We start from the raw sequence: 23,777 nt of genomic DNA on the forward strand, positions 1-23,777 counted from the left end.
AGCTCGGCGTTTTTAATTTTAGTTAAGTAATATATACATTACCTTATAGCGATTTAACACCCATGTTGTAGAGGGTAAAGCCATAAATATCTGCGTATTGATCAATAATCTTACTTGTTGGTGTTCCTGCACCATGGCCTGCATTTGTTTCAATGCGAATCAGATACGGATTTTGTTTCGCACCTTTTTCTTGTAGCTCTGCTGCAAACTTAAATGAATGCGCAGGCACAACACGGTCATCATGATCCCCTGTTGTTACTAAGGTTGCTGGGTAGCTAACACCCTCTTTTACATTATGAACTGGTGAGTAACCTTTTAAGTACTCGAACATTTCTTTACTTTGTTCACTCGTACCGTAGTCATACGCCCAACCAGCACCGGCTGTAAAGGTGTGGTAACGCAGCATATCTAAAACACCTACAGCAGGAAGCGCAACTTTAAATAGCTCAGGGCGCTGTGTCATAACCGCACCAACTAACAAGCCTCCATTTGAGCCACCACGTACCGCTAAGTAATCAGGTGAGCTGTATTGTTTTTCGTTTAAGTACTCAGCCGCAGCAATAAAGTCATCAAAAACATTTTGTTTCTTAAGCTGTGTACCATTTACATGCCATTCTTTACCATATTCGCCACCACCACGAATATTAGCAACAGCATAGATGCCACCGTGCTCAAGCCACGCCGCTACTGTAGGGCTATAACTTGGTGTTAGACTTACGTTAAAGCCACCATAGCCATATAAAATAGTCGGATTTTTACCGTTAAGCTCAGTGCCTTTTTTGTACGAAATAATCATCGGAACTTTGGTGCCATCTTTTGATGTATAGAAGACTTGCTCAGAGATATATTCTTCACTATTAAATTTAGCGCCCGACTTGCGGTACACATCAGACTTACCTGATTCAACATCAAACGAGTAGGTATTGCCTGGTGTAGTGTAATTCGTAAATGAGTAATACAGTGTTTGTGCATCGTGCTTGCCACTAAAGCCATATGCAGTACCTACACCTGGCAGGCTGATGTCGCGCACCAATTTACCTGATTTATCGTATTGTTTTACTTGCGAAATCGCATCAACCATATACTTAGCAAAGAAGTAGTCACCGCCTTTCGAAATGCTAAGTACATTGTCAGTTTCAGGGATTAAATCTTGCCAATTTTCAGGGCTTGGATCAGTTGCATCAACAGTCACTACACGCATATTGGGTGCGTTTAAGTTAGTCACCAAATACAGTTTTGAGCCGTCATTTTCAATAATTGAGGTATCTGAGTCAGTGTTATTTAAAATCGTCACTAGCTCGCTGTCAGGCTTAGTTAAATCTTTGATAAACAGTTTATTACCTGAAGTTGAAGTACTTGCAGCAATAATTAAATAACGATTATCACGGGTCACATCAGCACCAATATAACGATGTTTCTGTGCCTCTGTGCCACCATAAACTAATTGGTCATCTGCTTGTGCCGTGCCTAACTTATGGTAGTAAACTTTATGTTGATCTGTTTTTGCAGACAGCTCACTACCCTTAGGCTTATCATAGCTCGAATAATAAAACCCTTCGTTGCCAAGCCAAGAGATACCGCTGAATTTTACATCGACTAATGCTTCTTCAATCGGCTGTTTAGTCGCTGTATCAATAATGATAATTTTACGCCAGTCACTGCCGCCTTCAGAGATTTGATAAGCCGCTAGCGTGCCGTCCTCTGTGAATGTTAAGCCCGACATTGAGGTTGTGCCGTCGCTACTGAAAGTATTTGGATCTAAGAATACCTCAGCTTCAGAGTCGCCTTTTTTACGATAAACTACGTACTGATTTTGCAGACCATCGTTTTTATAAAAGTAGGTGTACTCACCCTCTTTAAATGGCGCTGTGACTTTTTCGTAGTTCATCAACTTTTCAAGCGTAGTTTTTAGCTCATCGCGATACGGAATATTTTTTAGATAAGAAAAGGTAACGTCATTTTCGGCTTTCACCCACTGGGCTGTTTCGTCGCTCATATCGTCTTCTAACCAACGGTATGGATCGGCTACTTTTTCACCGAAGTACTCGTCAACAACATTGCCTTTTTTAGTTTCTGGATATTTCACAGCAGCTTTAACCTCTGCAGTTTTCACTGTTTGTTCTGTTTTTGTTGGGGTAGATTCACCGCAGCCCGCCAATGCAACAACAATTGCACATGCTAGTGTTTTCTTGATCATAATAAATTTACTTTTAGTTATTGTTAATAAAATGAAAGTAAAATTAAAGCATTAGAATGTCTAGTAATTTGCGGTTAAACACAGGAAGTGCTGTAAACCAATGTAAAAACAAAAAAGCCACGTAGTAACGTGGCTCTTCAAAGCATGTATTTGCTCAGCGATTATACTTTTGTTAACCAGCCATGAGTATCTGCTGATTTACCCCATTGAATATCATTCAATGCTTGGCGTAATTTAGCAACTTTCTCACCTGGTTCACCTGACCCCACTTTAAACTCTTGGTCGTTATGAATAAGTGTGCCAACCGAGGTAAGTACCGCAGCGGTACCTGATAACGCAGCTTCAGTACCTGGTTTAGCGGCTCTTTCTAGTAACTCAGACACAGTAAAGTTACGCTCAGATACTGTCATACCTAAATCTTTAGCAATCGTTAAAATACTATTACGCGTCACACCGTGTAAGAATGTGCTATCAAGTGCTTTTGTGATGATCTCATCACCATCAATTAAAATGAAGTTTGCAGCACCCGTTTCTTGTACATCACCACCAGGGCAGAATAAAATTTGGTCTGCTTGATGCTCTGAGCGAGCTTCTAAGATTGGACCTAATGCACTTGCATAGTTACCACCACTTTTAACCATACCCATGTGTGGTGCGCAGCGCATGCCGTCTTCTTCAAGTAATACACGTAATGCTGTAGCACCGCCTGAGAAATAATCACCTACTGGCGAAAGCAATACATAAAGCAAGGAACTCATTGACGGTGCAGCCGCTTTACCGATTGCCGCTTCTGTACCAATGTGAGTTGGGCGAATATACATTGAACCCGGCGGTGTTGGTGTTTCGTCTGCGTACTCTTTTACAATGTCTTTGATCATTTGCTCAAGCATGCTTTCGTCAAAGTCAGGTAAGTTTAGTAACTTAGAGCTTTGTTTCATACGAGCAATGTTAGCATCCATACGAAAGATATAGACCGAGCCATCTTCGTGACGAAATGCTTTTAATCCTTCAAAACAGGTGCTTGAATAATGTAATACGTGAGCACCCGCATGTAATTCGATTTTATCAGATGGGACCAGCGCGCTTTCACTCCATGAGTTATCAGCAAAACGTGCTTGGATCATTTGTGGCATAAATACAGTACCAAATGCGGCCATTGTTGTTCTCTCTTGTTTGGACTACTTTTACCCCATTGTATGCTAATCCATCCCCGTTTAACCATAGCAAACTAGTGCCTTTTATCGATTAAAGTGATAATAATCCGACCATTTGGTACAAAAAATGCGCAACCCAAGTTGCGCATTGTTTACTGAGAATCATTCGCTAACAAATGACAATGGATTATCGGTAATTCATTTTTGCTGTGAGGCGATTAAAAAAGCCCGGGAAAAAACGCTTGATAGTCGGTGCTAAACCACTTATTCCCTCACCAATAACAACTTCATCTTTCTCTGCTTCAATGGCTTTAATCATTTTTGCAGCCGCTTTTGCCACATCCATGCCGTTTTCGATTGATTGTTCTGGTTTATTTTGCGGTTTACCTTGGCCATCTAACGAATTATGCGCAATGGCTGTTTTAATTGAACCTGGGCAAATAGTCAGGCAATTCACATTTTTGTCGGCTAGTTCTGCTCTTAAGCAATCCATAAATCCCACAACTGCATACTTAGAGCCCGAATAACCAGTTCTGAATTTTGAACCGACTTTACCCGCTACACTGCTAATTGATACCACCATGCCCATACCTTGCTTCACCATCTGTGGTACGACCGCCTTAGTTAAAGCAATTAAACCAAAATAGTTTACTTCCATCAGTTGGCGATAGACCGTAAATTCGTTTTCTAAAAATAGACTACGCTGCGACACCCCACCGTTATTGATAAGCACATCAATGCGGCCAATTCGCTCGATCACTGCTGGTATATCTTCAAGTAAGGCTTCGGGCTTTGCCAAATCAAGAGCGACCACATGATGATTACCGCCGAGTCTTGTATTAAGAGCGTTGAGTTTTTCCTCATTGCGGGCAGACAATACTAGCGTTGCCCCTTTTGCTGCCAGTTGCTCACAAAGTGCCTCACCAATTCCAGATGATGCCCCAGTTACCCAAACTGTTTTACCATTTAATTGCATGTGTGTTCCTTATTATTGTTGTTATGCTTTGTTAGGCCCTGCATTTTGTTCGATATGATCAGCAATATCTTTATAAAAACCAAGCATAATCAAGAACTCTGCTAATACAAATAACGGGCCTATGACCAAACCAATTAAATCATCAACAAAGGCAGGCTTTTTACCTTCAAAATAGTGACCAATAAACTGAAACACCCAACCAACAATGAAACTGCCAATGCTCACAGCTAGCCATAACTCTGTTGAAAGCGACACCACAGGCTCAGCAGCAATGCTTAACAAACTTAAGCATACAGCCATAATTAACCCCATAGATAAGCTAAGCATTAAGTAATAAAGACAGGTGAGTGCAATCACCACGGTTGCCAAGGAGATAACGGCAGGCTCTGAGATAAGCGTGACGCGTTGTAATAAACAAATAATTGCAAACACAATTAATGGAATGCCAATAAAGTGAGTGACAATATTGCGTTTAGAACGGTGATATAGGGCGTAATTTGTCAGTTGTTGTTTTAATGTTTTCATTGTTTTTCCTGCCAAAACTGTGTTCAAAATTCAGATTAGCAGAAAATTCACCAACAAGAATGTCAACTAGCCGACATTTAAAGTTGCTAGCTTAAAATCACACATTAAACCAGCGCATCAATAACTTTGCCTTTTTCAGCTTCTGGTCGCATATCCATGCGTTCGCGACCTTTTTGATACTCTTCATCGAGCATCGCTTGCAGCTCATTCATTTTTTCTTGCAGTGCTTTAGTATCGGCACCTTGTTGTTGCATTTGTTCAGCAAGCTTCTCTATTTGCGCTTTTATTTCATCAATTTTCTCTTTATCAACCCCGAGCCGCTGATAAACCAAAGCTTCTTGAGCTTGTGCTAAAAAAGAGCTGGGCTCAGGCTGCCTTTGTAAAAGTTGTTGTGCTGAAGATGCTGGCGTATGCATGGCTTTCACACCCTCAGTGCGAGCCGTTTGCGACAGCTTAGCAGCAGCCGAAGCGTGATAAGGGTTATATTGATTATGAAATGTAATTGCCACAAGTTGTCTTCCATTTAAGCTTGATTACGACTTTGTAGCAATTTTAGTTCCAAGCTAGCATTGAGATTGCAATTTATCGATATCAATAATTTCAATCGTTTGATATTTAAGGTTAATAATTGAATCAGCTTGCAGGGATTGTAATATTTGGTTAATGGTTTGCCGTGTTAAATAGGTCATATCGGCAAGTTGTTGCTGGGTAAGCGGCAAACAGCTTTGGTGTGACGATTGAAAAAGCATGCACAACCGCTTACTCACCTTTTGCTTTGCTGTAAGGAGTGCGTGATCTTCTAATGAGTCAAACAGGTTTCGCACTTTATTGGTAAGCAGCAGACCAAAATCATGCCAATAAGCAGGATGCTCTTGTAATAACTGAGTTAATGCCCGCTCAGGTACGTGTAAAAGTCGTACCGCAGTTTGAGCATACACATCGTGGGTGCGTTTACCACCATCAAACAAAGCCACTTCACCAAACCACATAGCACCGGTTACAAAACTGAGCACGGCTTCTTTGCCTTGGCTATTGACCCCAGAAACTCTAAGCACACCATTAATAACACAATACAGACCGGTATTTTCATCACCACGCAAAAACAATGCATCACCCGCATTTAAGGTGATTAATTTAGCATTTTTTACTAGCTTGTCCCTAAATAATTGTGTGCGATTTTTAAACCATTTGTCTTGGTTAATTACCGAAAGGTCTTGTTCATTCAAGTGTTTATCCTTTACATTGGTGTAGTGTGCATATATCCAAGCCACCTCAAAATGCAGAATTCAGCGTTTCACAGATTGTTTGGATATCTAAATAATAAAAGGATACGGGATGTTAAACAAACTACTTTCGACCAGCCTACTTCTCAGTGCTATTTCTACCCCTGCATTTGCGAGTGATATTAATTCTGAACTTAAATCTGCAAATAAAAGCGTCAGCGAAAAAGTCATTAAATGGCGCCGTCATTTACACCAATACCCAGAGCTTAGTAACCGTGAGTTTGAAACAGCTAAATACGTGGCTAAGCATTTACGTTCTCTAGGCCTTGAGGTTCAAACAGGTGTGGCTCATACCGGTGTGGTTGCCAAACTTAAAGGGGGCAAAAAAGGCCCGCTTATTGCGCTGCGTGCTGATATGGATGCACTCCCTGTAAAAGAGCAAGTAGACTTACCTTTCGCGTCAACTCAAACAACAGAGTACAAAGGTAATACCGTTGGCGTAATGCATGCCTGTGGTCATGATAACCATGTGGCTATTTTAATGGCAGCCGCTGAGTCTTTAGTAAAAATTAAAGAAGAGCTCGCGGGTGATATTCTGTTTGTCTTCCAACCTGCTGAAGAAGGTGCACCAGATGGCGAAGAAGGTGGTGCTGAGCTTATGCTTAAAGAAGGCTTATTTAAAGAAAAGCCAGAAGCCGTATTTGGTTTACACGTAACCAGCTCTCTTAATACCGGACAAATTGGTTTTCGTGAAGGGCCGCTAATGGCCAGCGCCGATAAATTTACTATCACAGTAAAAGGTCGCCAAACTCACGGTTCTCGCCCTTGGAATGGGGTTGACCCAATTGTGGCGTCATCACAAATTATTATGGCAACACAAACCATCGCTTCTCGCCAAGTTGATGTGACCAAAGCGCCTTCTGTGGTTTCATTTGGTGCCATTAATGGCGGTGTGCGTAACAACATCATCCCTGATCAAGTTGAAATGGTGGGCACAATTCGTACCTTTGACCAAGAAATGCGTGCTGACATTAAAAAACGTTTAGCTAAAACCGCTGAGATGGTAGCTGAATCAAGTGGCGCAGAAGCCCATGTTCACATTGACCATGGTTATCCAGTAACAGTGAACGATGTTAAATTAACCAAGAAAATGACACCAACACTTGCTGGTGTAGTTGGTAAAGAAAACCTGATCACAACACCACTTATCGCAGGTGCTGAAGACTTTAGTTACTACGCCTTAGAAACACCAGGCATGTTCTTTTTCTTAGGTGTCACACCAAAAGGTCAAGATGCAGTTACAGCACCAAGTAACCATTCACCACACTTTTTTACAGACGAAAAAGCTTTACAGCTTGGCGTAAATGCAATGACGCAATTAGTGGTTGATTACCTAAAATAATAATTATTTTCTTACCGGCGGGTGACATCACTACCCGCCCTATTTTCTTAGCTGTTCAGCATCAATAAAGTTCATTTTGCTAGGGTTTAGTTACTATAAACAGGTAAGGAAACCCCATGACATCAGAATACTTTCATTTTTTAAGCATTATCGGTGTAGCGTTTTTTGCTATTTCCGGCACCTTGCTGGGCCATGAAAAAAGTGTTGGTGGTTTTGGTGTGGTGGTGGTTGCCACAGTCACAGCTCTGGGTGGTGGCACACTTCGAGACATATTGCTTAACAAACCTGTATTTTGGATAGCTCAACCCGATTATTTGTACGCAACTTACATAGCCATATTCGCGTCTATTCTATCAATTCGTCACTTACCCGATTTAAGTAACACCACCATGCTATTAATGGATGCCGTAGGGATGGCAATTTTCAACATTATTGGTATCGAAAAGGCGCTGATCGGCGGCGCAGATATGATTGTAGCCATCACCATGGGTATGACCACAGGTATTTTTGGTGGCCTGATGCGTGATGTGATCTGCCGAGAAGTGCCTTTAGTAATGGGCGAAGAACTCTATTCCACCGCTTGCTTATCTGGCGGGTTAACTTACGCGGCTTTATTCACCCTGGAGGTGAGTTATATTTGGTGCATTCTTGGCGCATTCGCTGTGACGGTCTGTTTAAGATTAGGCGCCATACACTTTGGTTGGCAACCTAACCTGTTTCGTAAAAGCAGCTTTAAACGCTCTTAGCAAGTCATATAAATACAGCCATCGAGTGGCATGTCCGATGGATACTGGGTTTGTATAAACCCCATTTTTTCATAAGCTGTTTTAGCAAGGGTGTTGTGACTATACACAAACAACGACAAACTATCGCAGTTCAGTTGCTGTTTACCCTGCTCTCCTAGTAAATTTATCAACATTTTTGCAAGACCTTTACCACGTTCACTTGGCGCGATAACTAGCCGCCCTAAATGGCAACGACCTTCACGTAAATAGTATTGACCAAACCCTAACATCTGGCCCTCGTCATTAATCAACGCGAAGGAATTCAGCGCATCTGGGTTTAAATCATTTTTAAAGCTTTGCGTATCAAATGGGTAATTAAAAAATGGCCCAGACCAAATACGCAGTTCAGCCTCTGAGTTAAACCAACCCATTAACTCGTTGAGTTGGTCACTCGTTACTTTAACTAGCTTCATGTTTTAACCTATCGTATAAACCCGATGCACGAGTAACAGATTTATTCATTGCCATGAGCAATACATTTTTATCGGCCACCAGCTCAAGTGTGGTTTTCGCGCGGGTGATACCCGTGTAAACCAACTGCCTGTTAATGCCCTGATTAGCCTGTTTTATTGGTGGTAAAATCATTGCTGTGTAAGCAAATTCAGAACCTTGCGACTTATGAATTGTCATGGCATACACTTTATCGTGAGCAGGTAAACGTGCGGGCGAAAAGGCACGAATATTTTCTTGTTCATCAACAAACATGGCTTTTAACTGACCTTGCTCATCGTGCATTAAAATACCTATGTCGCCATTAAACAGTTTTAGCTGGTAGTCGTTTTGGCTGATCATAATTGGCATACCCACGTAATGCCTTTGATATGGCGAGATTAAACCTTGTTGAGCCAGTGCTTTTTCAATACGCTGATTAAGGCTATTTACACCGTAATCACCCTCTCTGACGGCAGCTAGCAACTGATAATGCGCAAAGGCTTTATGCACACTGGCAACACTTGCCCCTTGCTGGATAAGCTGCAAATAATCGTGATATTGCAACGCCGCTTGTTGCACAAACTGCTCTATCGGTTTACTAATTACACTGTAATTAAGTTTAAGGTCTTTAAAGCCACCTTGATTAATCGTTTGCTCAACATAGCCCAGTAAACCACTGTTATTGGTATTTACAGCTTGAGCTAATTGACCAATGCCGCTGCTGCCATCAAAACGATAACTTTGCTGTAAAAACGCAATACAATCGTTAAGTACAAAATGACTGCTTGCCGCGGGTATTTCGCTCTGATTATTAAAACAAACGCGATTAAGCTGCGCTGCTCTTTCACTGCTGTAATCAGGCATTTTGCCAAGCTCTAACCCTTGGCATAGGTCGCTAAGAATACTGCCCGTATCAACCGAGGCTAATTGGTCTTTATCTCCCAGTAAAATAAGTCTTGCATGGCTCGGTAGTGCCTCGATTAGTTTTGCCATAAGCGACAAATCAACCATCGATGCCTCATCAATGATCAGTACATCTAAATGCAGCGGATTACGCTTATTATGGCGAAACTTATTGGTATGCGGAACAACGCCTAGTAAACGGTGAATCGTTTGCGCACTGTCTGGAATAAGTGGCGCGATATTATCAGGGATCATATTAAGCTTTTGCTTTGCCCCTAAAATCGACTCGGTTAAACGCGCTGCCGCTTTACCTGTCGGTGCAACCAGCTTTATTGTTAGCGGTGCACTGGCATACAAAGATTGTAAAATGGCCAGTAGCTTAGTTACTGTGGTAGTTTTACCTGTACCTGGGCCCCCAGTGATCACACTAAAGCCTTTTGTTGCAGCAATCGCACAGGCTACTTTTTGCCAGTTTAATGTTTTAATAGGATCGCTTAGGTTGGTTGTATGGTCACTGCTAGGAAAATACACCTCAAGTAATGACGTTAATTCGGCTTCATCAAGGGTGAGTTCTTTCGTTGCTAAATGATGTAAACGCGAAGCCAGTGTGGTTTCGTACTCTGCCAAGCGGGCAAAATAAAGTTTATTCGCAAACAACATTAGTGGCTTGTCGTCCCCGACACACTCAGCATTCATTAGTTTTTTAACGGCCTCATTAAGGCCAAATTCCAGAGCAAACGGGGTTAAAACATCAGGGGCTGCAATGCTGGCATCAACAAAGCTTTGCTCTCTAATTTCAAACGGATTTTGCCAGTTTATATTCACGAGCTCTAAGCAGCTGTGCTGACTTTGCTGCGCGGCCGCAAGTAATAAAATCAGGTAAAACACTTCGTTGTGCGCTGCTTCGTTATTCTCTACCAGTGTTTCTGTGCCAGTCAATAGCTCTGCGAGTTTAACATCAACTAAGCGAATACGTTTTGCCTCAAGTAAATAACTCAGTAAAGGCTGTGTTTTAAGTTCTGTGGCAGGCAACACTAAATCGCTTTGGGCATGTTGTTCTGGCTGCTTATTCATTGGCTCGTTTGGCTCATGGTCATCAAAGCCGAATGTCAGTTGACTCATAGCATGGCTCCTTGTGCGAATAAGCTATCCAGCTCAGTTATCTGCTGTTTTGTTAACTGATTAAAATACACCCCTTGTCCTTCGCTCATACCACGTAAGAAGGTGTAGTAAACACCCCCTAAATGCGTATCGCTATCGTAATCTTGAATACGTTGTTTTAATAAACGGTGCAGTGCCACGGTATAAATTAAATACTGCAAATGATACTGATGACTGGTCATGGCTTGCTCTAGTTGTTCATGTTGGTAGTCAGCCGCACTATTGCCTAAAAAGTTCGATTTATAATCAAGAATATAATACTTACCCTGCCAGCAAAATATTAAATCGATAAAGCCTTTTAGTAAGCCTTGTACCTCACTAAAATCAAGCTGCCCGGGTAAGTTAAAGTGTTTTACTAACACTTGGTTAAGCTTATCGCTTGAGAGCGATAACAGCGGTAAGTTAAATTCCATTTCGACCAAACAGGTATCGGGCTCAAGTACTGATAAACTAAGCCCTTTATCGTTTAGTGGGCAATTCAGTGCAGCAAGGATCCACTGCTCGGTCATTTCCTGCCAGCTATCGTCAATATGGTATTTTTCGAATAACGTTTTGATCACTTTATCAAGGGCGTGGTCATCTTGCTCGCTGGCTGGGCGCGTTAACGCATAAGGGTCGGTAAAGTCTAATTGCTCAAATATTTCATGCAAACAACTACCCGGCTTTGCCCCTTTTGGGAAGCTGTAAGGTGTTAAAGCATTGGCATTTTGGGCTAAAAACTCATCTTTTTCGTGGTCTTCATCACTGCGGCCAAGTTCAATATGATCAGTATGCTTTTTCAGCGTTAAGCTACTAAAGCTGGTTGAGCGCCAATCACGCTGAATGTCTGCTTTAACAGTATTAACTTGATAGGCTTGCTCACTGTCTGTACCAGCAAATGTTAACTTTTCAAGCTCATCTGCTTGGCTAAATGCCTCATAGTGTATGTGCACAGAGCCTTCACAAAATTGTTGTAACAACGCGCGCCATTCATCGCCCGATTTAACCTCTAACCCTGCAAATAATACGTGGCCAATGCTGGTACTTTGAATACCAGGGCGAGCGCTACGACCTTGGGCAATGTTATACATACCCACAGAACAAAAATGCACGGCACGTGTCAATGCCACATAAAGTAAACGTAAATCTTCAGCTAAGCGCTCTTGCTCTGCTTTTTGCATTGCGTCGTCACTTTTAGCAAGGTCATAAATCAACTTACCGTCTTTATGGTAAAGGGCTTCTTTGCTTTCGCGATAGCCACAGGCAAACGGCATGAATACAATCGGGTACTCTAAGCCTTTTGAGGCGTGCATAGTGACAATTTTCACCAAGTTAGCATCGCTTTCTAGGCGAACTTGCACCGCTTCACCATCTTGTTGACTGACTTTTTGCGCAAACCAACGCAGCAATCGATGGGTTCCCTCAAGCTCAATCTGCTTTTGCTGTAAGATCTCCCCTAAATGACGGAAATCGGTGAGCCAGCGTTCAACGTTGTAGCCTAAGCCTTGCCAACGAGCTGCAAGTTCATTATGGCTTAATAAACGCTCGAGCATCGCCATAGCGCCTTGTTTATGCCAAATGTGAGCAAGCTGAGCAAAAAAGTTTAAATGCTCTTGCCATGCACTTTCATTTTCGTGAAGCTCATAAATGCGGTTGTAGCTTAAGCAAAACAATGGCCCAGCAAGCACACCACGCAGTAATGATTCATCATACTGTCCATGCAATGCCGTTAAAAAGTTCAGTAAATGATGACTAAGTTCTTGGTTAAAAACACTATCTCGCGATAAATACACACTGGCAATGGCGGCTTCTGCCAGTGCAGTTTTCATTAACTGTGCTTCGTTTCGGTCACGCACTAACACACAGATATCGGCGGCAGTGAGAGGCTTTCCTGCAATAGTTGCAGCGCCTGCATCAGCTTGCTTGAGTAGCTCAGTAATTTTTTTCGTATACTGCAAAGCCAATGCCTGTTGAGCCACCCCTTTGCTGGTTGGCTTGTTGTTCGCTTCGGCGTATTCATCAACAAAAACCGAAAATTCAAACGCACTTGGCATTTCACCGTTTATTAAAAACGCTTTGTCTTGCTGTTTTCCCTTCGCATTAACCTTTTGAAATGGGATTGCGTCGTTGTAAATAAAGCTATTTTCATTTTTAGCAAATAAACGGTTTACGCTATCAACAACCCCTTCACTTGAGCGGTAGTTGGTATCTAGGGTGTATTGCTTATCATCTGAAACAGCTTGTTTTGCGCCAATATAAGTAAAAATATCTGCACCACGGAAACCATAAATAGCCTGTTTTGGATCACCTATCATGGCAAGCGTGGTGTTTTTAATGCCATAAATGCGGCTAAAAATACCATATTGAACTGGGTCGGTATCTTGGAATTCGTCAATCATGGCAACCGGAAACAAAGTCGCAATTTTTTCACTTAACGCTTGGCCTTGCTCACTTAAAAGTGCCTGATGCAAGTTACTCAGTAAATCATCTGGAGTAATAACGCCTTGCTCTTGCTTACGTTTAACTAATGCATTTGCGACCCATTTAGCTGCGTATTGCAGTATCGCAATATTCAAGCCGTTATTGATAAGGCTACTGAGTTTAGCCATTTCATCAAACTGAGCCAGCATTTCATGACTCAGCAAGCTGCCGTTTTTCTTATAATTTGCAGGGTCGCTTAAATTCTCTGTGCTCCACACTTCGAACGAGTATTTACTGGTACCAAATACAAAAAATAGCTCATCATTGTTTATATACTCTTCAAGCGCAGCAAGGCTGTTTTTTCGACCTGGAGTTTTTGAGCCACTTAAATCAGACGCTTTTACGGCATTAATAAATTCACTATCACGGCACGCCTTTTTAAATGCTGGTACTTTTGCCACAAAGTTGTCGCGCGCTTGCCATATTTCATCAAGGTCATACTCAGGGGTAATTGTTGCCCCTTGTTTATTGAGTAAACTCACCACCTGTGAGTACAGTGACGCTGGCACAGGGAAAATATCGGTAATTGCTTGCGTGCGCTCTTTTGATTGTGGGTAAACAAAGGCACGCCAAAAGTCATTAAGGGTTTCTTGAATGAGCTCACGCTCATCTAAAATAAACTCTAAGTTAAACGCCACGCCGGATTCAAAGGCATGTTGTTTCAGCATTCGCTGACAAAAACCATGAATGGTGAATATAGCGGCTTCATCCATCGACTTTGCCGCAGCGTCTAGCAAATCAAATGCGGCGTGTTTGTCAGTTACCTCGTTAATTATTTGCTCAATCAGCTCATCATCAGGCTTTTTACCAAGCAGAGCATCTCTGGCATTGATTATACGCGCCCTTACACGGTCTTTAATTTCTTGAGTTGCAGCCTCAGTAAAGGTCACCACCAGTATTTGCTCAACATTTAGAGGCGTATTTAATGCTTCATCTTCACCAGTCGCTTTTTGTAAGCCCAACAAATACCGTAAATACAAAGCTGTGATGGTGTAGGTTTTGCCTGTACCGGCACTGGCTTCAATAAGGCTTTGCCCACACAGCGCCATACTCATTGGATTAAGCGTTTGCATGATCGGCCTCCTGTGCTAATTCAACTAGTGGCGATAACAGCAGCTCGCTCCATTTTATAAACTCTTCTTCACAGTCTTTAAGGCTTTTTATGGTTAAGCGAATGTATGGGTTCTCACCTTCACCTATGCCTATGTATTGCGGCGCGAATTTATTGGATGCTTTAACCATGTCTTTATCTGTTTTTATGTACTCGTAACCACTGACCGGGAAAAACGCCACTGGACGAGTTAAAAGCGTTTCATAAAGCGAGAACCAATCGTTTAAATACTTGCGGGCATCGTCTTCTGACAAGGGTGAAAAACTAATTTGCTTGTCTAAACCAAGAATAAGGGTTTCAACCGGCTGGCCCATTATTTGCGCCGCTAAATGATGCACAAAGCCACGAATTACATCTTTTGCTTTAATACTGGCGGTGCGATAAAACACCTGTTTTTGACCATAAATATGATTTAACCAACCTTCTAAAGTGGTGTTGGCTATTTTAATATTTACTTCAACGGGTAATGCTTCATCACCTTGAATATGCGCTTTTACTTGCCCAGCAAGCGCATCAACTCGGTGCTGCATACTTTCAAACACAAGATCGCCAACATGGGCTTGAGGTAATTCACCGCGCTGCATTATTTGAGCTTTGTTAAGCGGTAGCTCTTGAATGCTCGCTTCGAGAATTTCGTCAAGGTAAAAGTAGCGGCGTAATGCGTCTAAACTAAATGGCTCTTCATCTTTAGCAATATCGTTAAATTGCGGTAAGCGTAAACCCAAACTTTGTTGATAAAAGCTCTCGTGCGGCTGGCAAATACTGCGAATAAACTGAGTTAACTCAACACTGCTTTCTGGCTGTACACTAAGCGCTTTCTGTGGCTCAGGGTTAACAGCTTGAGTTGGCATCCACACAGGGTTATAGCTGTGTAATTGTGTGGCTAACTGTTTGTTTGCTTTTTGCTCGTCATCAGTTTGGCTTTTATTACCTTCTTTGTTAGTGGTCAGATAATAAGCCGGGTTAAATGGCTGTAAGTGCTGATAATTAATCAGCGCCTCTGGTAGCTTTAAGTGAGTGTCTTGATCAGCAAACTCAAAGCTACGGGCTATGTATTCCAAAAGCTCGCTCACTAAAGTTGAGGGCATTCTTGGTTGGTTATCAAAACAAGAACGGCCAATATAACTGATGTATAAATTCTCACGGGCACTTAAAATCGCTTCTAAAAACAGGTAACGGTCATCAAGTTTGCGAGAGCGGTCGCCTTTTTGGCGTTTTGAGAAAGGCACTAAGTCAAAACCGATTGGCTGAACGGTACGCGGGTAATCTGCATCATTTAAACCTAGCATGCACACCACTTTAAATGGCACCGCACGCATTGGCATCAACGTACAAAAGTTTACTTGCCCCACTAAAAAGCGCTGCCCTACGCCTTTTTCTTGAATACCTTGTTTAACCAAGTAACTCACAATGCGCTGCGAAACAGCTTGTTGGTAATCGCCATTGTCATAATGCTTAATTAGTGTATCGAGCACTTTTTGCAGTACTAATAAATCCCAGCTTTGTTCGCCTTCATCGCTGTATATATCGCTTAATAACTCTTTTAGAACCTCAGCTTTTTCGTTAAGCGGTGCATCAGCTTGCAGCTTAGTTTTATAACGGGCCAGTACATCAATAAATTCAATAAGTTTATTTAAGGTATTCAGTGCCATACCTTCAACTTCATCGGCACTGTAAATCCCCGAAAACGGTAATTGCTCATCACGTTGTGCAACACCTAATAACAAGCGGTTTAGGCCATGTTGCCAAGTATTTAAATCTATTGCGGGTAAGCCAAAACTGTCTTTGTGGGCGGCATCTAAGCCCCATTTAACGCCAACGCGTTCAAGCCAAAAACCAATTTGCTCATATTCATGGGCTTCGAGGTTAAACTTTTCGGCAATTTGTGTAACTTGCAGTAAATCAAGAATGTCAGACACACCAAAGCGTGAGTAAGGTAAATCGGCTAAACTAGCAAACGAGCTAAGTACTGGTTTTTCTTGCTCTATCGCTAAATCGGCTAACGCATAAGGAATAAAACGTCGCCCTTCGGCACCACCAAACACCGCCTCAATATACGGGCTGTATGTGCCAACATCAGGCATCATTACAATAATATCTTTTGGTGTTAGCGCTTTATTTTCATTGAATAAATTGAGTAAGTAATCATGTAGTCGTTCTACTTCACGAAGTGGCGTGTGACAATCGCTCAGCACAATGCTGGTATCGTCTGCCTGAATTGGCAACTTGCCTTCGTCATTAATAAACCATTCTTTATCAGGCGTTAATGACTCACCCTTAAAAGCTAATTGGTAAATTTCAGACTGTATTTGCGATAACAAGCTTTGATCAAACTCGTTATCGAATCCATCAAGCCACTGCGCATCTAGTTGCAGTAACTGCTCAAAATAATCTCGGCCTAATTTACCCCACGACGAGAGTAACGGGTTACCGATAAAAAAGTACTCGTGATCAGGGTTTTTCGCGCTGTCTTCAAGCGCTTGTAACTGCGGGCGTTTGGCATATTTAGCGGCAATCTTGGCTGCTGTTTTTTCATCGAGCGTGTCGCCCCAGTAATGCTCACTCGGGTTAAAGAAAAACAAAAACACCTGCGTTTTTTTCGCAATGGCCTGAAACACTTCAAGCTGGCTGCTCGCAATTGCAGAAATACCAAATAAACTAATGCGCTCAGGTAATAGGCTTGCGTCCATTTTTTCAAGGGCTGCAAGGAGTTTATCTTGCATATTGGCGCGGTGATATTGGCTTTGCCCAAGCTCTTTACTGTGCGCCACCAGCTTACGCCAAAGATCTGGCTGCCATGGTGCAATGCCCACATCAACATCATCAAGTTCATCAATGCCCTGCTCCCAAGTGGCAATCCAATTAGGGCGATACATTAAGTATTGGTCATAAACGTCGGCAATTTTCTCGCACAAGGCAAAGGTTTTTTGGCCTTCGCTATCACCTTCTAAATAGGTTTTAAGTGGTAAATACAGCGGCTCATCAATGCAGTTTGGTAAAATTGCAAACAGCTTCCAAGCAAGGTTCGCTTTGTTATACGGAGATTCACTGGGTACATCTGGTAATAATTGTTGGTAAAGCTGCCATATAAAACTCGAAGGCAGCGGAAAATCAACCTGAGCGGCAATCCCTAAGTGTTCGCTTAAACCGATTTTTAGCCACTGCGACATACCCGGTGACTGCACGAGCACAATTTCTTTTTTAAAAGGGCTCGTTAGCGGATTAACTTTAAGAAGAGCGTGAAACCGCGCTTGCAGTGCTTCCATGCGATTTGATTGAATTATATTCAGCACTTTACACTGTCCTTGCTTGAAACTAACTAATTGACACAGTGTAAGATATTTTAATTAGATGGGATAGAGAGAAATACCCGCAAACAAGGCTTATTCCATGTTTGCAGGCATGAGCTGCGGGCATATGTTAAGGATATGCACAGCAGGCAATATTTACTGGTATGGGCTTATCGTCGATAACGCGAACTCGGTGTGCATTATCTCATCACCCTTAATACCTTTAAGCGCAATACGAATGGTAGGATCTGCTTTTTGCCAATCGATTGTTAAATCGCCGTAGTTTACCTCATGAGTGTAATCACCCACACGGTGTTTATTAGGGCTAACATCTTTCCACTTTTCTGTAAGCCCAGAGCTAGTCATCTCATATAACGGGTAATCTAGGTTTTGTTGATACTTAGACAGCTCACCCCAGTGGGTATCGCCACTGACAATAATCACACCATTTACTTTATGCTTTTTAATAAGCGCAAATAAACGCTCACGATCAGCTGGATAATTTGCCCATGACTCCCAGCCTGTAAAATCAGCTAATAGCTGCAAGCTTGAGGCAATGATTTTTATCTTTTCATCTGACTTGAGCTCTTGTTCAAGCCATTGCCATTGGCTTTCGCCAAGCATAGAGGCGTTTTTATCAGTTGTTGGGCTATAAGGCCCTTGTTTTGCAGGTTTTCGTTCATGTTGATAGGTCATCGCCGATACGTGATTCAACGGTGTGCGATTAAAACGCAGATCAGGCATGATCACCTTTACTGTTTGCTCACCTTCACCGTACGTGTACGAAGTGTAAATACCATCTTCGCGAGTTCTGCGAGCAGAATCCGCAGGCTCTTGCCAAAAGTCGAGCATGATTTTTCGTGATTGCTGTTTTTTGGGGTATTCGCTGCCAGCATCATTTTCGCCATAATCATGGTCATCCCACATAGCAATGATAGGCGTATTCGCACGTAATGTTTTAAAGCCCGGCTTTTGCCCTAAACGTTGATATTTATCGGCAAGTACCGACATATCTTCGGTATCACCATAAATGTTATCGCCAAGGAACATAAATAAATCGGCTTGCTCTTTGTTGATGGCATCAAAAATTGGAATAGCTTTGTCTTGATGACCACATGAGCCAAACAAAATTTTACTTGGCGCGGCAATCGCACTCACACTACTAACCAGCATTAACCCAGATAAGGCGCTTTTAAACAAACTAAGCGTTAAACTCATTTTAAAATCTCCTTAATTGGCGCGGCCATCTTCGGGTTAACTTGCTGACTGTTGACGCCTAAAATATTCAGCACAGTTGCCGCTACTTGCGCTTGTTTTAGCTCTTTTTTGGGCTTAATTAAGCCTGTTGCTTTTATATCTGGGCCAATGGCTGCTAACCAAATATGTTCAGAGCCGACAATGCCGTTTGGAAAACGCTGCTTTCCTTGCTCTGAACGTGCTAAAGCACGCTTCGAACTATGGTGTTGCCAATCATCAGCATGACTGCCGCGGCCATGATCGGTGGTGATGATCAATGTGGTATTGTCTTTATAGCCCGGTGTTTGTTGAATTATTTGCCAAAGGTCACGAATAAACGCATCACTTTGTTTAGCCGATTTTAAATAGGCATCGTATTTACCGTTATGAGCAAAGTCATCGGTTTCACCCAAGCTAATAACTAGCAAACGCGGTTGTTTATTTAATAAATATTGTTTGGCAAATCGGTAGGTAAAGCTGTCGAGGCGCACATTATGCCAAGGGCTTGGGATCTCGCTTTGCATTTGGTTTAGCAGAGTCACTTCGGCTGACTTCACCGCATCAAAAGTTTCAAAGCCAGCATTAACAAACACTCCACTGCGCTCACGATTTACAATATAGGGAAACACATCCCAGCTACCAAAAAGCGCGGTTTTACCTTTAAACTCTGGCTGAGAATTTAAACTCTCTAAAATGGTTTTATTGGGGTTAGGCACTTTATCGTTGCTATCGATATTTTCGTCTACTATGCCGGTTAAAATTTCACTGTAACCTGGGTATGAGAAATACCACGGGTTGCTTACCGACATCAATGAGCCTTGAGTTCTATCGCCAATCAAAACGCCTTGCTTTGCCAATGTTTCGCTAAAAAATGGCATTAACGCTTGAGTACGCTGTGCTTGATCATCTCGCCAAAAAAGAGCCTTTAGTTCATCTGTATTTGCAACAAAATCAGTGTTATCAATAAGGTTCTCATCTGCCCCTGAGAACACTTCTTGCCAGCGAAGCCCATCAAGAGTAACAAGCACAACATTGTCGGCAGCTTTACAGCTTATGCTTAAAAGTGATGCAGCCACCACCGCCGTGGCTAAAATTATTTTTTTCATATCTCACCTGCAAAAAAGCCCATCAAAGATGGGCTGTTTAAACGTTAGCTTATTGCTTAAAACTGCGCTGTAAGTGTTAGAGCAGCTGTACGTGGTGCACCAATAAAGTAGGTTGAACCATTACCAGTACCACCTGCTAGATAAGATTTATCAAACAGGTTATTCACCACAAATGCAAGGTCGAGTGATTTAAACACACCAGAATCAAGACTGGTGTTATAACCTATGTTTAAATCAACCAAGGTGTAACCATCAACCTCGTTACGTGAACGGGTTTGTTCATCAGTCCATGCACCTAAACGCTCACCTGTGTATTTAGCTGATAAACCAAAGCGGAAATCACCACTGTAGTAATCTGCTGATACCACAAATAAATCTTGTGCTGAGTCAATCACTTCATCACCCGCTTTAAAGCTGGCTGTTGCATCTTCAAGTAACTCACCATCGCTTTTGTAAGCACTTGGATCGTTCGATTGATACTCAGAGTTATTGTAGGTATACGATGTGTAAAGATTCCATTTGTCAGTCAGCATATAGCTTGCTGAAAGCTCAACACCTGTTGACTCAATACCACCTACGTTGATGTAAGAACCGTTCGTGCCAATGGTGTAGTCAATACCATCGGTATCACTGCCCGGAGCAATAAAGGTAATGCGGTTATCAAATTCAATGCTGTAAGCGGTTGCTGTTAAGCTTAAGCGGTCATCGCTGTAACGCACACCTAGGTCGATGTTTTCAGCTGTTTCAGGTTCAATTTCGGTCAGTGTTGATGAATCACGTTCAAGTACACCATCTTTAATTGCCGCAAAGTTTTCGCTGTAGCTGGTGAATAGCTCTGTGCTTGCAGATAGCTGATACAGCACACCACCGCTGAATAGTACGTCTGAATCACTGTCGATTTTATCTGAGTATTCATCTTCAAAATGATTATAACGCTGAAGCTCAACAAAGTACTGTTTAGCACCTAAATTAAGTGTGAAGTCGCCTAAACTGATTGAATCTTGTACGTACCACTTGAATGTATCTGTTTCGAAGGTGTTCTTGTACTGTGTCCAATACGGCGTATGGTCAAAGTGATGATAGACACGGGCGTCAATAACTTTATGCCAGTCACGTGACTCATCACGGTCTGTTTGTTCAAACCAAAAACCAGCTTCAATGTCATGGTTGCCAAGGGTTACTTGGTATTCACCGGTCATACCTAAGCGATCTTTTTTGTAGTGAGTATGACGATACGACATAACCGGAATCGCATCATCTGGGTAACAGGCTGGGTTTAAGCCAGGGCCTGAAGACCATGGCCACTCTAAACTTGCCGTACAGCCTGCAGCAGGTGCAAGTGGATTACCGTCGCTGTCGGTGAAGCCGTAGCTGCCAGCGTTTTCGCCCCCAATTGTTGTTGGGTTGCCATCACCATCAACCGGTGATGTTAAATAAGGCGGGATCCAATCACCACGACCTGAATTTTTATGATAGTAAGGTGACAAGCTTAAGTTTGAAGTGGCACCTAATGCGTAATCAAACTTTACATACGCAAGAGTATTTTCACGCAGTGTACCCCAGCCCTCAGCAAACATTTGATCAAAATGCGGCACGCCAGTCCAATTCCAAGTTAAACGATCCCAATCAGGGTTTTGTTCAAACTCGCTAATGCTAATGCTGTTATAGTTAATTTCGTGAACATCATCATACGAAACACGACCTGTTACGGTTAGGTCGCTAAAGTCTGATACAAACTTCGCTTCGATGTGCTGGTTGTCTTTACCACCATTGCTACCATCTCCAACCCAACGGCTGGTGTCTGTTTGCGAATAGCTGATATAGGCTTGCGTGTTATCAAACACAGTGCCAGTTTCGTGCTTAACAAAGTAACGGCTAGCGTTATGATCGCCCGTTGTGTAAGCAAACGTAGTGCTTTGCTCAGTGCTCGGTTGAGCACTCACAAAATTGAAAGTACCGCCTAATGCTTCGAGTGATGCTGAAGCAATATCAGACGTACCTTGCCCTACTTCAACCGTTGCTAAGTTTTCGCTGTCTAAGTAACGGTTTGCTTTTGCACCGCCACCATAGTTAGAACCGCCATTAGGAATACCATCAATCGTCATACCTAATTGCTGTTGATTACCATCGATACTAAAGCCACGCATAGTAATGGTGGTTGACCAGTCGTCACCACCGAATGCATCACCTTCGTTGATGCTAATACCCGGTAGGTTATCAATCACGGCTAACACACTTGATACTGAACTTTGTTGCTCAAGCATGGCAGGTTCAATAACGTTATTTGCATAACTGGTTGGCTTTGCAACAACGGTAATTTCTTCAATTTCGTTATTCGTGTTTGCATTTGCCGATGTTGCTAAAAGCGTTGCTACTACAAGGCTTAGCTTTGTTTTTTTAGTTACTGTGCTCATTGTTTTTCCAAGGTTACGTATTTAAAAGCGGGCACAGTATGCAGAGCGTGTATGACATTTAGGGTCAAAATTTTTGACACAACAATTAAACAATTAATGCATTTTCATGGCAGATTTAAGACTTAACTGTTTAATAAATAAGAAAGTATTAGAAAAAACGCCCAGTTAAATTAACTGAGCGCTCGTTGGTTGGACAATATTATTAGGTTTGCTTAAATCAGTTCAGCCAGCATTTCGTCGCTGTATGGTGTTAACGCTTCACCATTTTTAACTTTACTGATGTAATCTGGGTTCGCAATGAATGGGCGACCAATCGCAATTAAGTCAAATTGGTTATTATCAATAGCTTGATTAGCTGTCTCAAAGCTATAGCTACCTACCCCGACTAAGGTACCTTTGTACGCACCGCGCATATATTCAGATGCTGACTTATCACCTAAGCTTGCAAAGCGCATGCTGTCATCAAAAATACCAACATGTAAGTACGCAAGATTACGCGTTTCAAGGGCTGGCAATAGATAATCAAATACCGCCTTATCACCGTCACTTTCGGTCATATTAAAATACGCTCCTGGCGATAAACGTAATGCAGTTTTATCTGCACCAATTGCTGCAACTACTGCATCAACGACTTCAAGAGCAAAACGTGACATGTTTTCTGGTGTTTGCCCGTATTGATCTTCACGTTGGTTGGCAGCAAAGTGTAAGAATTGATCAATTAAGTAACCATTTGCACCATGAATTTCAACCCCGTCAAAACCCGCTTCAATTGCGTTTTCGGCGGCTTTTGCGTAGTCAGCAATTAAACCTTGGATGTCTTCAATGGTTGCCGGTTTTGGAGTAACGTAAGTTAACTCACGCATTCTCGGTACCGAACCTTCAACACCAATGGCTGATGGCGCCAGTACATCACCACCAAAAAAGTGAGGGTGAGCAACACGACCTACGTGCCAAAGCTGAGCAAACATTTTGCCGCCTTTTGCGTGCACAGCATCGGTGACTTTCTTCCAACCTTGAATTTGTTCGCTAGTAAATAGACCTGGTGTATTTGGGTAACCTTGTGAATCTGGGCGAATAATCGTTGCTTCGCTAATAATTAAGCCCGCATCAGCACGGCGCGCATAATAGTCAACCATTGCTTGGGTAGGTACGAGATTATCGTCGCTCATACAGCGTGTAAGGGGTGCCATTAGTACACGGTTTTGCAACTCAATGCTGTCATTTAGTTTAAACGGAGAAAGTAAATCGGTTGTCATGGTTTTATCCTTATCTTGAACATACATTCAAGATAAGGGCGAAACAAACATACTTCAAGGTTTATTTTGAATAATCGTTCAAGATTACGTAAACTTCGTTTATACCAATTCGCTTAATTAAGTGGTCTATTTTGAGGCAAGAAAAC

Annotated in this window: 15 protein-coding genes and 1 pseudogene; 2 read left to right on the forward strand and 14 right to left on the reverse strand. The window is 42.2% G+C overall.

Features of this window, described 5'->3' with window-relative positions:
• Nucleotides 1-43: 43 nt before the first annotated feature.
• From NO991_RS07175 to NO991_RS07200, 6 genes and pseudogenes are all read right to left on the reverse strand, one after another.
• Nucleotides 44-2,197: a prolyl oligopeptidase family protein gene (locus NO991_RS07175; protein ID WP_371351865.1), complete on the reverse strand. Its 2,154-nt coding sequence runs from the start codon at nucleotides 2,195-2,197 to the stop codon at nucleotides 44-46.
• Nucleotides 2,198-2,358: 161 nt separating this feature from the next.
• Nucleotides 2,359-3,360 (reverse strand): annotated as a pseudogene (locus NO991_RS07180) (branched-chain amino acid aminotransferase); the annotation flags it as partial.
• 178 nt (nucleotides 3,361-3,538) lie between these two features.
• On the reverse strand, nucleotides 3,539-4,327 hold the full coding sequence (locus NO991_RS07185) for an SDR family oxidoreductase (RefSeq protein WP_166339363.1): 789 nt from the start codon (nucleotides 4,325-4,327) through the stop codon (nucleotides 3,539-3,541).
• Between the two features lie 21 nt (nucleotides 4,328-4,348).
• Nucleotides 4,349-4,852 (reverse strand): DUF962 domain-containing protein, encoded by a 504-nt coding sequence (locus tag NO991_RS07190; RefSeq protein ID WP_166339365.1) that lies wholly within the window; start codon nucleotides 4,850-4,852, stop codon nucleotides 4,349-4,351.
• A gap of 104 nt (nucleotides 4,853-4,956) precedes the next feature.
• Nucleotides 4,957-5,361, reverse strand: coding sequence for a V-type ATPase 116kDa subunit family protein (locus NO991_RS07195; RefSeq protein ID WP_166339367.1), 405 nt, complete (start codon nucleotides 5,359-5,361; stop codon nucleotides 4,957-4,959).
• 54 nt (nucleotides 5,362-5,415) lie between these two features.
• Nucleotides 5,416-6,078: a Crp/Fnr family transcriptional regulator gene (locus NO991_RS07200; protein ID WP_166339369.1), complete on the reverse strand. Its 663-nt coding sequence runs from the start codon at nucleotides 6,076-6,078 to the stop codon at nucleotides 5,416-5,418.
• 109 nt (nucleotides 6,079-6,187) lie between these two features.
• On the opposite strand from NO991_RS07200, the gene NO991_RS07205 reads away from it, so the two are divergent.
• Nucleotides 6,188-7,477, forward strand: a complete 1,290-nt coding sequence (locus tag NO991_RS07205) for an amidohydrolase (RefSeq protein ID WP_371351866.1) — start codon at nucleotides 6,188-6,190, stop codon at nucleotides 7,475-7,477.
• A 116-nt stretch (nucleotides 7,478-7,593) separates the two neighbouring features.
• On the forward strand, nucleotides 7,594-8,223 hold the full coding sequence (locus NO991_RS07210; RefSeq protein ID WP_054553032.1) for a trimeric intracellular cation channel family protein: 630 nt from the start codon (nucleotides 7,594-7,596) through the stop codon (nucleotides 8,221-8,223).
• Here the strand turns inward: NO991_RS07210 and NO991_RS07215 are convergent.
• From NO991_RS07215 to NO991_RS07250, 8 genes are all read right to left on the reverse strand, one after another.
• Nucleotides 8,220-8,675: a GNAT family N-acetyltransferase gene (locus NO991_RS07215; RefSeq protein ID WP_371351867.1), complete on the reverse strand. Its 456-nt coding sequence runs from the start codon at nucleotides 8,673-8,675 to the stop codon at nucleotides 8,220-8,222. The genes NO991_RS07210 and NO991_RS07215 overlap by 4 nt on opposite strands.
• Nucleotides 8,662-10,671, reverse strand: coding sequence for an exodeoxyribonuclease V subunit alpha (recD, locus tag NO991_RS07220; protein ID WP_371351923.1), 2,010 nt, complete (start codon nucleotides 10,669-10,671; stop codon nucleotides 8,662-8,664). Before recD ends, NO991_RS07215 begins: the two co-directional genes overlap by 14 nt.
• Before the next feature lie 44 nt (nucleotides 10,672-10,715).
• Entirely contained in the window at nucleotides 10,716-14,291 is a 3,576-nt protein-coding gene (recB, locus tag NO991_RS07225; protein ID WP_371351868.1) for an exodeoxyribonuclease V subunit beta, read from the reverse strand.
• Nucleotides 14,278-17,622 carry an exodeoxyribonuclease V subunit gamma gene (gene recC / locus NO991_RS07230; RefSeq protein WP_371351869.1) on the reverse strand — a complete coding sequence of 1,115 codons (3,345 nt, stop codon included), beginning with the start codon at nucleotides 17,620-17,622 and terminating at the stop codon, nucleotides 14,278-14,280. Before recC ends, recB begins: the two co-directional genes overlap by 14 nt.
• 153 nt (nucleotides 17,623-17,775) lie before the next feature.
• Nucleotides 17,776-18,837: an alkaline phosphatase D family protein gene (locus NO991_RS07235; RefSeq protein ID WP_371351870.1), complete on the reverse strand. Its 1,062-nt coding sequence runs from the start codon at nucleotides 18,835-18,837 to the stop codon at nucleotides 17,776-17,778.
• Complete coding sequence (locus tag NO991_RS07240; RefSeq protein WP_371351871.1) at nucleotides 18,834-19,961, reverse strand: sulfatase-like hydrolase/transferase; 1,128 nt, start codon at nucleotides 19,959-19,961, stop codon at nucleotides 18,834-18,836. The genes NO991_RS07235 and NO991_RS07240 overlap by 4 nt, the downstream gene beginning before the upstream one ends.
• A gap of 56 nt (nucleotides 19,962-20,017) precedes the next feature.
• Nucleotides 20,018-22,375 carry a TonB-dependent receptor domain-containing protein gene (locus tag NO991_RS07245; RefSeq protein WP_371351872.1) on the reverse strand — a complete coding sequence of 786 codons (2,358 nt, stop codon included), beginning with the start codon at nucleotides 22,373-22,375 and terminating at the stop codon, nucleotides 20,018-20,020.
• Between the two features lie 212 nt (nucleotides 22,376-22,587).
• Nucleotides 22,588-23,631 carry an alkene reductase gene (locus tag NO991_RS07250; RefSeq protein ID WP_371351873.1) on the reverse strand — a complete coding sequence of 348 codons (1,044 nt, stop codon included), beginning with the start codon at nucleotides 23,629-23,631 and terminating at the stop codon, nucleotides 22,588-22,590.
• Nucleotides 23,632-23,777 lie beyond the last annotated feature (146 nt).

This window comes from Pseudoalteromonas sp. DY56-GL22 (assembly GCF_041414715.1).
Taxonomy (GTDB): domain Bacteria; phylum Pseudomonadota; class Gammaproteobacteria; order Enterobacterales; family Alteromonadaceae; genus Pseudoalteromonas; species Pseudoalteromonas simplex.

What these genes read in the sequence shown, in the direction of transcription:
- NO991_RS07245 (WP_371351872.1), bottom strand. Translation starts at nt 22,375, where the DNA reads ATGAGCACAGTAACTAAAAAAACAAAGCTAAGCCTTGTAGTAGCAACG.
- NO991_RS07235 (WP_371351870.1), bottom strand. Translation starts at nt 18,837, where the DNA reads ATGAGTTTAACGCTTAGTTTGTTTAAAAGCGCCTTATCTGGGTTAATG.
- NO991_RS07175 (WP_371351865.1), bottom strand. Translation starts at nt 2,197, where the DNA reads ATGATCAAGAAAACACTAGCATGTGCAATTGTTGTTGCATTGGCGGGC.
- NO991_RS07240 (WP_371351871.1), bottom strand. Translation starts at nt 19,961, where the DNA reads ATGAAAAAAATAATTTTAGCCACGGCGGTGGTGGCTGCATCACTTTTA.
- recD (WP_371351923.1), bottom strand. Translation starts at nt 10,671, where the DNA reads ATGAATAAGCAGCCAGAACAACATGCCCAAAGCGATTTAGTGTTGCCT.
- NO991_RS07215 (WP_371351867.1), bottom strand. Translation starts at nt 8,675, where the DNA reads ATGAAGCTAGTTAAAGTAACGAGTGACCAACTCAACGAGTTAATGGGT.
- recB (WP_371351868.1), bottom strand. Translation starts at nt 14,291, where the DNA reads ATGCAAACGCTTAATCCAATGAGTATGGCGCTGTGTGGGCAAAGCCTT.
- NO991_RS07210 (WP_054553032.1), top strand. Translation starts at nt 7,594, where the DNA reads ATGACATCAGAATACTTTCATTTTTTAAGCATTATCGGTGTAGCGTTT.
- NO991_RS07205 (WP_371351866.1), top strand. Translation starts at nt 6,188, where the DNA reads ATGTTAAACAAACTACTTTCGACCAGCCTACTTCTCAGTGCTATTTCT.
- NO991_RS07185 (WP_166339363.1), bottom strand. Translation starts at nt 4,327, where the DNA reads ATGCAATTAAATGGTAAAACAGTTTGGGTAACTGGGGCATCATCTGGA.
- NO991_RS07250 (WP_371351873.1), bottom strand. Translation starts at nt 23,631, where the DNA reads ATGACAACCGATTTACTTTCTCCGTTTAAACTAAATGACAGCATTGAG.
- NO991_RS07190 (WP_166339365.1), bottom strand. Translation starts at nt 4,852, where the DNA reads ATGAAAACATTAAAACAACAACTGACAAATTACGCCCTATATCACCGT.